The organism is Citrobacter amalonaticus (assembly GCF_018323885.1).
GTDB classification, from domain to species: domain Bacteria; phylum Pseudomonadota; class Gammaproteobacteria; order Enterobacterales; family Enterobacteriaceae; genus Citrobacter_A; species Citrobacter_A amalonaticus.
This window is the reverse complement of sequence record NZ_AP024585.1, coordinates 4,246,332-4,260,128: the sequence shown is the minus strand read 5'-3', so window position 1 is coordinate 4,260,128 and position 13,797 is coordinate 4,246,332. Positions and strand designations below refer to the sequence as shown.

The 13,797-nt window shown below is 55.4% G+C and carries 13 protein-coding genes; 9 read left to right on the top strand and 4 right to left on the bottom strand.

Going from position 1 to position 13,797, the window contains the following annotated elements:
* Positions 1 to 75 precede the first annotated feature (75 nt).
* From mgtA to mgtU, 3 genes are read left to right on the top strand one after another with little or no spacing between them, the layout of a single operon-like run.
* Positions 76 to 2,808: a magnesium-translocating P-type ATPase gene (gene mgtA / locus KI228_RS20180; protein WP_061069529.1), complete on the top strand. Its 2,733-nt coding sequence runs from the start codon at positions 76 to 78 to the stop codon at positions 2,806 to 2,808.
* Positions 2,809 to 2,826: 18 nt separating this feature from the next.
* Entirely contained in the window at positions 2,827 to 2,919 is a 93-nt protein-coding gene (mgtR, locus tag KI228_RS20175) for a protein MgtR (protein WP_094030729.1), read from the top strand.
* Positions 2,920 to 2,931: 12 nt separating this feature from the next.
* Positions 2,932 to 3,018 carry a magnesium transporter protection protein MgtU gene (mgtU, locus tag KI228_RS24490; protein WP_252997361.1) on the top strand — a complete coding sequence of 29 codons (87 nt, stop codon included), beginning with the start codon at positions 2,932 to 2,934 and terminating at the stop codon, positions 3,016 to 3,018.
* 369 nt (positions 3,019 to 3,387) lie between these two features.
* Here mgtU and KI228_RS20170 read toward each other — a convergent pair whose 3' ends face one another.
* Positions 3,388 to 4,290, bottom strand: a complete 903-nt coding sequence (locus KI228_RS20170) for a LysR family transcriptional regulator (protein ID WP_042999054.1) — start codon at positions 4,288 to 4,290, stop codon at positions 3,388 to 3,390.
* Between the two features lie 103 nt (positions 4,291 to 4,393).
* Here KI228_RS20170 and KI228_RS20165 point away from each other — a divergent pair, with 103 nt between their 5' ends.
* A complete protein-coding gene (locus tag KI228_RS20165; RefSeq protein ID WP_042999055.1) occupies positions 4,394 to 4,804 on the top strand; it encodes a CidA/LrgA family protein in 411 nt (136 codons plus the stop codon).
* Positions 4,797 to 5,486 (top strand): LrgB family protein, encoded by a 690-nt coding sequence (locus KI228_RS20160; RefSeq protein ID WP_044257358.1) that lies wholly within the window; start codon positions 4,797 to 4,799, stop codon positions 5,484 to 5,486. Before KI228_RS20165 ends, KI228_RS20160 begins: the two co-directional genes overlap by 8 nt.
* Before the next feature lie 42 nt (positions 5,487 to 5,528).
* Here KI228_RS20160 and actP read toward each other — a convergent pair whose 3' ends face one another.
* The 3 genes from actP to acs form a co-directional block, all read right to left on the bottom strand.
* Complete coding sequence (gene actP / locus KI228_RS20155) at positions 5,529 to 7,178, bottom strand: cation/acetate symporter ActP (RefSeq protein WP_061069530.1); 1,650 nt, start codon at positions 7,176 to 7,178, stop codon at positions 5,529 to 5,531.
* Positions 7,175 to 7,489: a DUF485 domain-containing protein gene (locus KI228_RS20150; protein ID WP_042999058.1), complete on the bottom strand. Its 315-nt coding sequence runs from the start codon at positions 7,487 to 7,489 to the stop codon at positions 7,175 to 7,177. Before KI228_RS20150 ends, actP begins: the two co-directional genes overlap by 4 nt.
* A gap of 235 nt (positions 7,490 to 7,724) precedes the next feature.
* A complete protein-coding gene (acs, locus tag KI228_RS20145; protein ID WP_061069531.1) occupies positions 7,725 to 9,683 on the bottom strand; it encodes an acetate--CoA ligase in 1,959 nt (652 codons plus the stop codon).
* Between the two features lie 431 nt (positions 9,684 to 10,114).
* Here acs and nrfA point away from each other — a divergent pair, with 431 nt between their 5' ends.
* Genes nrfA through nrfD form a run of 4 tightly spaced genes read left to right on the top strand, consistent with a single transcriptional unit; the run spans position 10,115 to position 13,780 of the window.
* Complete coding sequence (gene nrfA / locus KI228_RS20140; RefSeq protein WP_042999061.1) at positions 10,115 to 11,551, top strand: ammonia-forming nitrite reductase cytochrome c552 subunit; 1,437 nt, start codon at positions 10,115 to 10,117, stop codon at positions 11,549 to 11,551.
* Between the two features lie 44 nt (positions 11,552 to 11,595).
* Positions 11,596 to 12,159: a cytochrome c nitrite reductase pentaheme subunit gene (gene nrfB, locus KI228_RS20135; protein WP_042999062.1), complete on the top strand. Its 564-nt coding sequence runs from the start codon at positions 11,596 to 11,598 to the stop codon at positions 12,157 to 12,159.
* The gene (gene nrfC / locus KI228_RS20130; RefSeq protein ID WP_042999063.1) at positions 12,156 to 12,827 is read left to right on the top strand and encodes a cytochrome c nitrite reductase Fe-S protein; all 672 of its coding nucleotides are present in this window, start codon (positions 12,156 to 12,158) and stop codon (positions 12,825 to 12,827) included. The genes nrfB and nrfC overlap by 4 nt, the downstream gene beginning before the upstream one ends.
* Entirely contained in the window at positions 12,824 to 13,780 is a 957-nt protein-coding gene (gene nrfD, locus KI228_RS20125; RefSeq protein WP_042999064.1) for a cytochrome c nitrite reductase subunit NrfD, read from the top strand. Before nrfC ends, nrfD begins: the two co-directional genes overlap by 4 nt.
* The last annotated feature ends 17 nt before the right edge of the window (positions 13,781 to 13,797 follow it).

Here is a 13,797-nt window from a genome sequence, read left to right as displayed (position 1 = left end):
TTTAATAACGTAAAAATGAATTATGCATAAATCATTTATGCAGGGATAACGACGTCTTAAATTTGAGGATTAATCATGACTGACATGAAAATAGTAAACCGGAAAATAAACCGGTCTGCGTCAGAAAATGATAAGCAGCATAAAAAAAGCTTCGCCATTGAAACCGAGGCATTTAACAGCCCGGATCATACGCTGGCGCGGTTAAACAGCAGTCGCCACGGGCTCACCAACGAAGATGCCCTTGAACGACTGGATGAATATGGCCGCAATGAAGTGGCGCATGAGCAGGCGCCGCCAGCATTAATCCAGCTTTTGCAGGCATTCAATAACCCGTTTATCTATGTCCTGATGGCGCTGGCCGCCGTCAGCTTCGTGACCGATTACTGGCTACCGCTGCGTAACGGCGAAGAGACCGACCTGACCGGGATCATCATTATCGTCACGATGGTTAGCCTGAGCGGGTTATTGCGTTTCTGGCAGGAGTTTCGTACCAACAAAGCGGCGCAGGCGCTGAAATCCATGGTCCGCACCACGGCTACCGTGCTGCGTCGCGGTCCCGGGAATCTGGGGTCGGTGCAGGAGGAGATTGCCATTGAGGAGCTGGTGCCCGGTGACATCATCTTCCTGGCAGCAGGGGATCTGGTTCCGGCGGACGTCCGTTTGCTGGAGTCCCGGGACCTGTTTGTTAGTCAGTCGATACTCAGCGGCGAGTCGCTGCCGGTTGAGAAGTATGATGTTCTGGCCAGCGTTTCCGGCAAAGGGTGTGACAGGCTTCCTGAGCCGAACAAAAATAAAAGCCTGCTGGAGATGGGCAACATCTGTCTGATGGGCACTAACGTGACCAGCGGCAGGGCGCAGGCGGTGGTGGTGGCCACCGGAAACCGTACCTGGTTTGGCTCGCTGGCGAAATCCATCGTTGGCACGCGTACCCAGACGGCGTTCGATCGCGGGGTAAACAGCGTCAGCTGGCTGTTGATTCGATTTATGCTGGTGATGGTACCGATTGTGCTGCTGATTAACGGCTTCAGCAAAGGTGACTGGGTTGAGGCCTCGCTGTTTGCCCTGGCGGTAGCGGTTGGCCTGACGCCGGAAATGCTGCCGATGATCGTCAGCTCTAACCTGGCGAAAGGCGCTATCGCCATGTCGCGGCGCAAAGTGATCGTCAAGCGGCTGAATGCCATTCAGAACTTTGGCGCGATGGACGTGCTGTGTACCGATAAAACCGGCACGCTGACTCAGGACAATATCATTCTTGAGCATCACCTTGATGTCAGCGGTCATGAGAGCGACCGGGTGCTGACGCTGGCCTGGCTGAATAGCAGTAGCCAGAGCGGGGCGCGCAACCTGATGGACCGGGCGGTGCTGCGCTTTGGCGAGGGCAGGATTGCGTCAGCGACCAAAGAGCATTTTGTCAAACTGGATGAACTGCCGTTTGATTTTGTACGCCGTCGGGTATCGGTTTCGGTGGAAGATGTTCGCCACGGTGACAAAAGTCTGATCTGCAAAGGCGCTGTCGAAGAGATGCTGATGGTCGCCACGCATCTTCGTGAAGGCGATAACGTTGTGGCGCTGGATGAAACCCGACGCGATCTGCTGTTAGCCAAAACGAAGGATTATAACGCCCAGGGCTTCCGCGTGCTGCTGGTCGCAACTCGCAAGCTGGATGACTCCGCTCTGACCACGCCGCTGTGCACCGCCGATGAGCAGGGACTGACGGTTGAAGGGATGTTGACTTTCCTCGATCCGCCGAAAGAGAGCGCGGGAAAAGCCATTGCCGCGCTGCGCGACAACGGCGTGGCGGTGAAAGTCCTGACCGGCGATAATCCGGTGGTTACGGCGCGTATTTGCCTGGAAGTGGGCATTGATGCCCACGGCATCCTGACCGGGGCCCAGATTGAAGCGATGACGGATAATGAACTGGAGCGCGAAGTAGAAAAGCGCGCGGTATTCGCCAAACTGACGCCGCTGCAGAAGTCGCGCATCCTGAAAATGCTGCAGAAAAACGGGCACACCGTCGGTTTTCTCGGCGACGGCATCAATGATGCGCCGGCCCTGCGCGATGCGGATGTAGGCATTTCGGTCGACAGCGCGGCAGATATCGCCAAAGAGGCATCGGATATCATCCTGCTGGAAAAGGATCTGATGGTGCTGGAAGAAGGGGTGATCAAAGGCCGTGAGACCTTCGGCAACATCATTAAATATCTGAATATGACCGCCAGTTCTAACTTCGGCAACGTCTTTTCGGTACTGGTGGCCAGCGCGTTTATTCCGTTCCTGCCGATGCTGGCGATTCATCTGCTGATACAGAACCTGATGTACGATCTCTCTCAGCTCTCGCTGCCGTGGGACAAAATGGACAACGAATTTTTGCGCAAACCGCGCAAGTGGGATGCGAAGAACATCGGCCGTTTTATGCTGTGGATTGGACCGACGTCGTCTATTTTTGATATCACCACCTTCGCGCTGATGTGGTACGTGTTTGCGGCGAATAACGTCGAAGCCCAGGCGCTGTTCCAGTCCGGGTGGTTTATTGAAGGGCTGCTGTCGCAAACGCTGGTCGTGCATATGCTGAGAACGCAGAAAATTCCGTTTATTCAGAGTCGGGCGACGTTGCCGGTGCTACTCACTACCGCGGTGATTATGGCGATCGGGATCTACGTTCCGTTCTCGCCAGTGGGAGCGATGGTCGGGCTGGAGCCGCTGCCGCTAAGCTACTTCCCGTGGCTGGTCGCGACGCTGCTCAGCTATTGCCTGGTGGCGCAGGGCATGAAGCGTTTCTATATCAAACGTTTCGGTCAGTGGTTCTGATGATAAGGAGGCGCTGAGATGAACCGTTCTCCGGACACTATCGTCGCGCTGATATTTTTCCTGATGGGGCTGCTGGTGCTGCTGTTAGCAATCTGGCAAATCTTGTTCTGAAAGGGGGGCGCGATGCGCAGAGGATCGCTGGATAAAGTCTTTATCCGGGTGGTGATTATCGCATTCATCATTATTTTGCTGACAATCTGGATTAGATAAGGGGCTTTTTGTCTCGCCTGTTTGCCGGGCAGCGGCTAACGTCATGCCCGGCCTACTGTTCACATAAAGGAAATTGAATTTTTTCAGCCCTGGAATGTGGTGGTTGAAATTTGACCATTGTTTTATTGGTACGCCAGCAGACAAACCGGCACTACGAGAGGATGGTCATTTCGGCATTTTAAGGCGGTTTTTTGTACTTTCAGCGAATAGCAGGCGGATCTTACCTGCGTCAGGCCGGAATATACCTCATCAGACCGATCTTGCGCGCATGGGTTTTCATTCCCTGAACATTCAGACCTGTCACCGCATGGCGGTAAACCATCACTTCTGCGCAAATCGATATCGCACAGGCCACCGATGGCGGGATGCTTAACGGGCAACTGAGGGCACTTGCTCCGCCCAAAAACCTTCGCAGCACGATAACCACGCTTTGGCGCTGTGTGAGAGATACACCCCTTCGCGCCAAATCATCCCCAACTGCCAGCGCAACTCGCTTTCCAGCGGGATCCAGCGCAGCGTATTTTTGTCCAGCCGTTCGCAGATGGGCTCCGGCAGAATGGCAATCCCCACGCCCGCCTGCACCATCGCCGCAAGAAAGTCCCACTGTCCGCTGCGTACCGCGATACGCGGCTTGACGTCATGCTCACTGAACAACTGCATTAACTGGCGGCTCAGGGCGAAATCTTCGTTGTAGATTAACAGCGGATGCTCGGCCAGCGCTTCTGGCGATACGGACTGGCAGGTGGTCCACTGACCGGAACGTGGCACCAGTACGCACAGGGGGTGGCTGAATACGGGTAACGTCGCCAGACCACTTTCTTCTTCCACGGGTAGCGCGGTCATCGCAACGTCCAGTTCACCATTCATCACCGCCTGCTGCACCGTTAACCCGCCAAACTCGGAAACCTTGAGCTCTACGCCGGGGTAACGCTGGCGAAACAGGCCGATCGGTCCGGCCATCAGCATGCCGACCATCGGCGGAATGCCAAGGCGCAGCAGCCCTTTGTTGAGATGGTTGATGTCGCCCAGTTCGGCTTCCAGTTGACGAAACTCGGCCAGAATCGCCAGCCCGCGTTCAAACACCACGCGACCGGTATCGGTGAGCAATAGCTTGCGGCCGTCGCGGATCAGAAGCGTACAGTTCAGTTCATCTTCCAGATTTTTCAACATTTTGCTGATGGTCGGTTGGGTGACAAAGAGCTTCTCTGCTGCGCGGGTGAAGCTCTGTTGGCGCACCACTTCAACAAAATAACGCAGCGTTCTGATATCCATGAGTATTCCTTCCGACTATGCCTGTAATGATTTTAATTCATTTCAGTCATCGGCGGGGTCTCTCTATACTGGCGTTCCCTATTATTTTTCAGGATGTTCCCTCATGGCTGTGGCGATAAGCCGCGTTACGCCTGCCGTTTTGCAACGACTTCAGGTTCCGGTTCAGGTACTGCTGTATGCAGGTTTGTTTATCGTTGCGCAATATCTTGTCTCCTGGCTGCATCTGCCGTTACCGGCCAATCTGGTGGGGATGGTGTTGATGCTGGCGCTGATTGTCTGTCGCATCCTGCCGCTGAGCTGGGTTCGCGCCGGGGCGCGCTGGCTACTGGCGGAGATGCTGCTGTTTTTTGTTCCGGCGGTCGTGGCGGTGGTGAACTATGCCCATCTGCTGCTGGTGGACGGCTGGCGGATTTTTTCGGTCATTGCGATCAGTACGCTAATGGTGCTCGGTGCCACGGCATGGGTGGTGGATAAAGTCTATCGCTATGAGATAAGCAGGTTAAACCGTGACTAATCTCCAGCTCAGCGTGCTCTGCCTGGCGATTACGCTGGTTATCTATTTCGCCAATAAACGTCTGTACCGTCGTTTTCGTAAGCTGCCGTTGATGCCGCTGGTCCTCACGCCCGCGCTGCTGGTGTTGATGCTGGTGTTGGGGCATATCTCCTGGCAAAGCTATATCGGTGAATCCCACTGGTTGCTGTGGTTGCTTGGCCCGGCAACGATCGCTTTTGCCGTGCCGGTTTACGACAATTTCGCCATCATCAAACGTCACTGGATGTCACTGACCGCAGGCGTGGTGACGGCAACGGTGGTCGCGGTGACCAGTTCCGTCTGGCTGGCGCGCTTATTTACCCTGCCGGACGAAATTCAGCGCAGCCTGGCGGTGCGTTCGGTGACCACGCCGTTTGCCCTTGCGGCGGCTGAACCATTGGGTGGGCAGCCGGATTTAGTGGCGCTGTTTGTGGTGGTGACCGGCGTCTTTGGCATGGCGGTCGGGGATGCGCTGTTTTTACGTCTGTCGATTCGTGAAGGGATGGCGAAAGGCGCAGGATTTGGCGCGGCGTCGCACGGTGCGGGAACGGCGCGCTCGTATGAGCTTGGTCAGCAGGAGGGCGTGGTTGCCAGCCTGGTGATGATGCTTTCTGGTGTGGTGATGGTGCTGGTCGCCCCGCTGGTGGCAAGGCTGATGTTCTGATAATGGATCCCCGGTCAGCGTGACCGGGGAAAAGCATGTCGATTAGTGGGCACGGCCTTGTTCGACGCCGAAGCCCGTCTGGGAACGGATAAACTGAGCACGGAACTGCTCACGCTCGCGATTCCCTTCTGTCGAGTTATCAGTGGCAGAGAAGAACCAGATCCCCAGGAATGCCACGGTAATGGAGAACAGCGCCGGGTATTCATACGGGAAGATAGCTTTTTCGTGGCCGAGGATTTGTACCCAAATGGTGGGGCCAAGAACCATCAGCACGACGGCCGTCAGCAGACCCAACCAGCCGCCCATCATCGCGCCACGCGTGGTCAGCTTCGACCAGTACATGGAAAGCAGGATGATCGGGAAGTTGCAGCTCGCGGCGATAGCAAACGCCAGACCCACCATGAAAGCGATGTTTTGATTCTCGAACAGCACGCCGAGAATAATCGCAATCACGCCCAGCACCAGCACGGTGATTTTCGACACCCGCAACTCTTCACGTTCGGTCGCCCCTTTACGGAACACGTTCGCATACAGATCGTGAGAAACCGCAGATGCACCCGCCAGCGTCAGACCAGCGACGACCGCCAGAATGGTGGCGAACGCCACGGCGGAAATAAAGCCGAGGAACAGGTTACCGCCCACCGCATTCGCCAGATGTACCGCCGCCATGTTGTTCCCGCCAATCAATGCGCCCGCCGCGTCTTTATACGCCGGATTGGCACCGACCAGCATGATGGCGCCAAAGCCGATGATGAAGGTCAGGATGTAGAAATAACCCATAAAACCGGTGGCATAGAACACGCTCTTACGCGCTTCGCGGGCATCGCTGACCGTGAAGAAACGCATCAGGATGTGCGGCAGGCCTGCCGTACCAAACATCAGGCCGAGCCCCAGTGAGAGCGCGGAGATTGGGTCTTTCACCAACCCGCCTGGGCTCATAATCGCAGAGCCTTTCGGGTGAACCGCCATCGCTTCGGTGAACAGGTTATTGAAGCTAAAGCCGACGTGCTTCATCACCATAAAGGCCATAAAGCTGGCGCCGAACAGTAGCAGCACGGCTTTGATGATCTGCACCCACGTGGTTGCCAGCATGCCGCCGAACAGCACGTACATCATCATCAGCACGCCGACCAGCACCACCGCAATGTGGTAGTTCAGGCCGAACAGCAGTTCAATCAGTTTGCCCGCACCGACCATCTGTGCAATCAGATAAAGGGCAACCACCACCAGCGAACCGCAGGCCGACAGAATACGGATCGGGCCTTGCTTCAGGCGATAAGAGGCCACATCGGCAAAGGTATAGCGACCGAGGTTACGCAGACGCTCGGCGATCAGGAACAGGATGATCGGCCAGCCGACGAGGAAGCCCAGCGAGTAGATCAACCCGTCATAGCCGGAGGTAAACACCAGTGCGGAGATCCCGAGGAACGACGCCGCCGACATGTAATCGCCCGCAATCGCCAGTCCGTTCTGGAAGCCGGTGATATTTCCGCCCGCCGTATAGTAGTCGCTGCGTGAACGCACGCGTTTAGAGGCCCAGTACGTAATACCCAGCGTAAACACAACGAAAATCAGAAACATGACAATCGCCTGCCAGTTGGTTGGCTGGCGTTGTACTGCACCGCTAATGGTATCCGCCGCGTTGGCCGCGAAGGGTAGTGTGGCGGCAAGCGCCGTCAGGACTCTCTTCATAATGCGTTAACCTCGTGCAGTACTGCCTTGTTCAGACGGTCAAATTCGCCGTTCGCTCGCCAGATGTAGATGCCGGTCAGAACGAAAGAGATCAGAATCACCCCCACGCCAATCGGAATACCCCGGGTGACGCTGGTTCCCTCATGAAGCGGGGTTCCCAGCCAGCCAGGCGCAAAAGCAATCAGTAGAATAAAGCTGATATAGACCACCAGCATGATGATCGACAGTATCGTGGCAAACCGTTGCCTTTTTTCAACTAATTCCCTGAAACGCGCACTGTCTTCTATCCGCTGATAAATGGTGTCATTCATCACAGAGTCTCCAGAGGCCCCCTGAGTCTTTCACGCCACAGATGCGTTGGCCGCACTTGCCCACCCCAGTCACATAGTGAACGATGTGACCGGGGATGAGCTCGCTTGCCGCCTTCCTGTGACACGAAATCCTTTGGGGAGGTTTTTATATTTCCCCTCCCAATGAAGAGAGGGTAGGGTCAGAACTTGTAGGGGCGTAGGCCGGATCAGCGCAACGCCATCCGGCATCTTTTTATTATGATGGCATCGCGATGGCCTGCTTCTCTTCGAGCAGCTTCTCTACCACGCCAGGATCGGCGAGCGTCGAGGTATCGCCCAGATTGCTGGTATCGCCCGCCGCGATCTTGCGCAAAATACGGCGCATGATTTTGCCGGAACGGGTTTTTGGCAGTGAGTCGGTCCAGTGCAGCACGTCTGGCGTCGCCAGCGGGCCAATCTCTTTACGTACCCAGTTGCGCACGTCGGCGTACAGTTCAGGCGACGGCTCTTCGCCGTGATTCAGCGTCACATAGGCATAAATCGCCTGGCCCTTGATGTTATGCGGAATGCCGACCACCGCCGCTTCGGCAATCTTGGGATGCGCCACCAGCGCGGATTCAATTTCCGCCGTGCCCAGACGGTGACCGGAGACGTTCAGCACGTCGTCAACGCGCCCGGTGATCCAGTAGTAACCGTCTTCGTCACGACGCGCGCCATCGCCGCTGAAGTACATGTTTTTAAAGGTTGAGAAGTAGGTTTGCTCAAAGCGATCGTGATCGCCGAACAGCGTACGCGCCTGTCCAGGCCAGGAGTCGGTGATCACCAGGTTGCCTTCGGTGGCCCCTTCCTGCGGATGGCCTTCGTTATCCACCAGCGCCGGCTGCACGCCGAAGAACGGGCGGGTAGCGGAACCCGCTTTAAGTTCGGTTGCGCCCGGCAGCGGGGTGATCATGAAGCCACCGGTTTCGGTCTGCCACCAGGTATCCACCACCGGGCATTTTTCGTTACCGATCTTTTTCCAGTACCACTCCCACGCTTCCGGGTTGATCGGCTCGCCAACCGATCCCAGAATGCGCAGCGATGAGCGGTCAGTGCCCTCAATCGCCTTATCGCCTTCCGCCATCAGGGCGCGGATCGCCGTCGGCGCGGTGTAGAGAATATTGACCTTATGCTTATCCACCACCTGGCTCATGCGCGCCGGCGTCGGCCAGTTCGGCACGCCTTCAAACATCAGCGTGGTAGCGCCGCAGGCCAACGGCCCATACAGCAGGTAGCTATGTCCGGTAACCCAACCCACATCGGCGGTGCACCAGTAGATATCGCCCGGATGGTAATCAAACACATATTTAAAGGTCGTTGCGGCATATACCAGATAGCCGCCGGTGGTGTGCAACACGCCCTTCGGTTTACCGGTGGAGCCCGAGGTATAGAGGATGAACAGCGGATCTTCGGCGTTCATCTCTGCGGGTTGATGCTCAGGGCTGGCTTTTTCAATCAGATCGCTCCACCACAGGTCGCGACCTTCCTGCCACTCGATGTTGCCGCCGGTGCGCTTGAGTACAACCACATGCTCGATGGTTTTCACGTTCGGGTTTTTCAGCGCATCGTCGACGTTTTTCTTCAGAGGAATGCTGCGACCAGCGCGCACGCCTTCATCAGCGGTAATCACCAGCTTCGAACTGGAATCAATGATGCGACCGGCGACCGCTTCCGGCGAGAAACCGCCGAAGATCACCGAATGTATGGCACCAATGCGGGCGCAGGCCAGCATCGCGACGGCGGCCTCTGGCACCATTGGCATATAGATCGCCACCACATCGCCTTTTTTAATCCCCAGATCCTGCAGCGTATTGGCGAAACGGCAGACATCGCGATGCAGTTCGCGATAGCTAATATGTTTGCTCTGCGAGGCGTCATCGCCTTCCCAGATGATGGCGGTGCGTTCGCCATTTTCCTGCAGGTGGCGGTCGAGACAGTTGGCCGCCAGGTTCAGCGTGCCGTCCTCATACCATTTAATGGAGACATTGCCCGGTGCGAAAGAGGTGTTCTTCACTTTCTGGTACGGCGTGATCCAGTCGAGAATTTTTCCCTGCTCGCCCCAGAAGGTATCTGGCTCGTTAATAGATTGTTGATACTTCGCTTCGTACTGCTCCGGATTTATCAGGCAACGATCCGCAATGTTTGCGGGAATAGCGTGTTTGTGAATTTGGCTCATGGCTTTTGTTCTCCTTGTAAGATGTTAATAATATGTCTCACAAACGTTAAATGTAGGGGCTTTGACAGTTTTGTTTAGCTTTTGCGCGACAGATCACGCAATACAGGAATTGTGCAAATTAACGGCAATACGTTTTTTGAAGGAAACCAACAAAAGTTGGTAAAATCTTTCCGTTACAGAGGGTTATGTTAATTATTCACGAACGGTGATCGAGGTCGAAAAAGAGGAAAGGAGTAGAGAAAAAACGGCTTGACTAACTCTAAAGTGGTATTTTACATACACTTACAATTGATTAAAGACAACATTTTGAGTGTGGTTTTTTGTTACATCTAGATTAGGGCAATGTCATGGCGGTGTGTGTGGTTATCGTCATGGATAGAATAAAAAAGAACCGTCATTGAACGCAATGGCGCAATCTGGATGAGACCTCTATGGCAAGGATTACACTACGCGCACGTCGTTTCTTCAGCCTGATCGTACCGCTGTTTTTCATTTCTGCGGTTTATGCTGAGCAAACGCCCGAACCCGCAAAATCAGTTACCGTTGAAGCGAAGAATGAAGTCTTCGCCCCTCAGCATCCCGATCAATACCTCTCATGGAAAGCGACTTCAGAGCAATCAAAACGTGAAGACGCGTTAGCGGAAGATCCCCGTCTGGTGATCTTGTGGGCGGGATATCCGTTCTCCCGTGATTACAACAAACCGCGTGGGCACGCCTATGCGGTGACCGACGTGCGTGAAACCTTACGTACCGGTGCCCCAAAAAACGCTGAAGACGGTCCATTGCCGATGGCCTGCTGGAGCTGTAAAAGCCCGGACGTGGCGCGTTTGATCCAGAAAGACGGTGAAGACGGCTACTTCCACGGTAAATGGGCGCGCGGCGGCCCGGAAATCGTGAATAACCTGGGCTGCGGCGACTGCCATAACACGGCGTCACCTGACTTTGCGAAAGGTAAACCTGAGCTGACGTTGTCTCGTCCGTATGCGGAACGTGCGATGGAGACCATCGGTAAGCCGTTCGATAAAGCCGGTCGTTTCGACCAGCAGTCGATGGTTTGCGGGCAATGCCACGTTGAATATTATTTTGACGGCAAAGACAAAGCCGTGAAGTTCCCGTGGGATGACGGCATGAAAGTCGAAGACATGGAGAAATACTATGACGCCATTACCTTCTCTGACTGGACCAACTCGCTGTCAAAAGCGCCGATGCTGAAAGCACAGCATCCGGAATATGAAACCTGGAGCGTGGGTATTCACGGCAAAAACAATGTGACCTGTATTGACTGTCATATGCCGAAAGTGCAGAACGCCGAAGGAAAACTCTATACCGATCATAAGATTGGCAATCCGTTCGACAACTTCCCGCAAACCTGTGCGAACTGCCATACCCAGGACAAAGCCTCTCTGCAAAACGTGGTCGCTGAGCGTAAGAAGGCAATCAATGGGCTGAAAATCAAAGTTGAAGATCAACTGGTTCGTGCGCACTTCGAAGCGAAAGCGGCCTGGGATGCGGGCGCAACGGAAGCGGAAATGAAGCCGATTCTGAGCGATATCCGTCACGCGCAGTGGCGCTGGGATCTGGCCATTGCCTCTCACGGTATCCATATGCACGCCCCGGAGGAAGGTCTGCGGATGTTAGGTATCGCGATGGACAAAGCCGCCGATGCGCGGACTAAGCTGGCGCGTCTGTTGGCAACCAAAGGCATCACCCATGAAATCGCAATTCCGGATATCTCCACCAAAGAGAAAGCCCAGGCGGCCATTGGTCTGAACATGCAGCAGATTAACGCCGATAAACAGGACTTTATCAAAACGGTGATCCCGCAGTGGGAAGAACAGGCGCGTAAAAACGGTTTGTTAAGCCAATAACCCCATTCCGCCTCGCAAGGGGCGGATAACTCAACGGAGTGAATATGAGCGTATTACGTTCGTTATTAACTGCTGGGGTGCTGGCGTCAGGTCTGTTATGGAGCCTGAGTGGAATAACCGCCACGCCAACGCCGCAGGAATCGGAACGCTGGGAGGTGACGCCACAGCGTAGCCCGGATGCCGCGTGTCTGGACTGTCACAAGCCGGATACCGAAGGGATGCATGGTAAGCATGCGTCCGTAACCAATCCGAACAATAAACTGCCGGTCACCTGTACTAACTGTCATGGCAAGCCATCGCCTCAGCACCGTGAAGGGGCGAAGGATGTGATGCGCTTTAACGAGCCGATGTATAACGTGGAGCAGCAGAACAGCGTTTGTCTGTCCTGCCACTTGCCTGAACAGTTGCAAAAAGCGTTCTGGCCGCACGATGTCCACGTGACTAAAGTGGCCTGCGCCAGTTGTCATTCGCTGCATCCGAAGCAAGACACGATGCAGACGTTAAGCGATAAAGGACGAGTTAAGATTTGCGTCGATTGCCACAGCGATCAGCGTAACAACCCGAACTTTAATCCGGCGTCTGTGCCCTTGCTTAAGGAGCATCCATGAGTTGCTCTCGTCGCCAGTTCATCACCGGCGTCGGCGCGCTGGTGGCCGTCAGCGGTACTGCAGGACGCGTGGTGGCGAAAACGTTGAATATCAACGGCGTGCGATACGGCATGGTGCATGATGAATCATTATGCATCGGCTGTACCGCCTGTATGGATGCCTGTCGGGAAGTCAACAACGTGCCGGAAGGCGTGTCGCGACTGACCATCATTCGCAGCGAACCGCTGGGCACGTTTCCGGATGTGAAGTACCGCTTCTTCCGCCATTCGTGCCAGCACTGCGATCACGCGCCGTGCGTTGACGTCTGCCCGACCGGGGCGTCGTATCGCGATGCCGCGAATGGCATCGTGGATGTGAACCCGGATCTCTGCGTCGGCTGTCAGTACTGCATCGCCGCGTGTCCGTACCGCGTGCGCTTTATCCATCCGGTCACGAAAACAGCGGATAAATGCGATTTTTGCCGTAAAACCAATCTGAAAGCGGGCAAACTGCCTGCCTGCGTCGAGTCTTGCCCGACGAAGGCGCTGACGTTTGGTAATCTGGACGATCCTGACAGCGATATTTCCCGGCTGCTGCGGCAGAAAACCACCTATCGCTACAAGCTGGCGCTGGGTACCAAACCGAAGGTCTACCGCGTTCCCTTTAAATATGGGGAGGTGAGCCAATGACAAACGCATCTGCTTTCCACTTTGAATCGCTGGTGTGGGACTGGCCCATCGCCATCTATCTGTTTCTGATCGGCATCTCTGCCGGACTGGTGACGCTGTCAATCCTGCTGCGCCGTTACCATCCGGAGGCGGGTGGAGCGGACAGTACGCTGCTGCGTACCACGCTGGTCGTGGGGCCGGGGGCGATTATTCTCGGCCTGCTGATTCTGATCTTCCACCTGACGCGTCCCTGGACCTTCTGGAAACTGATGTTCCACTATAGCTTTACGTCGGTGATGTCGATGGGGGTTCTGCTATTCCAGCTTTATATGGTGGTGCTGATTCTGTGGCTGGCCATCATCTTTCAAAAAGAGGTGATGGCTCTGCAACAGCGTTGGTTCCCCCGTCTGGGACTGGTGCAGAAAGTGTTGACGCTGTTAACGCCGTTCAACCGTGGACTCGAAACGCTAATGTTGGTACTGGCGGTGCTGCTGGGTGCCTACACCGGTTTCCTGCTTTCGGTGCTGAAATCGTATCCGTTCCTGAATAACCCGATCCTGCCGGTGCTGTTCCTGTTTTCCGGGATCTCCTCCGGTGCGGCGGTGGCGCTGATTGCGATGGCATTACGTCAGCGTGGTAATCCGCACAGTACCGAGGCGCATTTTATTCACCGTGTGGAAACCCCGGTGGTGTGGCTGGAGATCTTCCTGCTGGCCGCCTTCTTTGTGGGGCTGGCTCTGGGCGATGACGGCAAAATGCGCGCGCTGTCGGCGGCACTGGGTGGTGGCTTCTGGACCTGGTGGTTCTGGCTCGGCGTCGCGGGGCTGGGACTGATCGTTCCAATGTTACTGAAACCCTGGGCCAACCGCGGTTCGACGTTTCATGGTGTGCTGGCGGTCTGTGGTGCCAGCCTGACGGGCGTGCTGTTACTGCGCTTTTTCATTCTTTATGCTGGACAGCTCACGGTTGCATAAGCATGGCTGTGAGGGAA

Coding starts and splice junctions, on each gene's coding strand:
- nrfA (WP_042999061.1), top strand. CDS start 10,115: ATGGCAAGGATTACACTACGCGCACGTCGTTTCTTCAGCCTGATCGTA.
- actP (WP_061069530.1), bottom strand. CDS start 7,178: ATGAAGAGAGTCCTGACGGCGCTTGCCGCCACACTACCCTTCGCGGCC.
- nrfD (WP_042999064.1), top strand. CDS start 12,824: ATGACAAACGCATCTGCTTTCCACTTTGAATCGCTGGTGTGGGACTGG.
- nrfC (WP_042999063.1), top strand. CDS start 12,156: ATGAGTTGCTCTCGTCGCCAGTTCATCACCGGCGTCGGCGCGCTGGTG.
- mgtA (WP_061069529.1), top strand. CDS start 76: ATGACTGACATGAAAATAGTAAACCGGAAAATAAACCGGTCTGCGTCA.
- KI228_RS20170 (WP_042999054.1), bottom strand. CDS start 4,290: ATGGATATCAGAACGCTGCGTTATTTTGTTGAAGTGGTGCGCCAACAG.
- acs (WP_061069531.1), bottom strand. CDS start 9,683: ATGAGCCAAATTCACAAACACGCTATTCCCGCAAACATTGCGGATCGT.
- mgtR (WP_094030729.1), top strand. CDS start 2,827: ATGAACCGTTCTCCGGACACTATCGTCGCGCTGATATTTTTCCTGATG.
- KI228_RS20165 (WP_042999055.1), top strand. CDS start 4,394: ATGGCTGTGGCGATAAGCCGCGTTACGCCTGCCGTTTTGCAACGACTT.
- KI228_RS20150 (WP_042999058.1), bottom strand. CDS start 7,489: ATGAATGACACCATTTATCAGCGGATAGAAGACAGTGCGCGTTTCAGG.
- mgtU (WP_252997361.1), top strand. CDS start 2,932: ATGCGCAGAGGATCGCTGGATAAAGTCTTTATCCGGGTGGTGATTATC.
- nrfB (WP_042999062.1), top strand. CDS start 11,596: ATGAGCGTATTACGTTCGTTATTAACTGCTGGGGTGCTGGCGTCAGGT.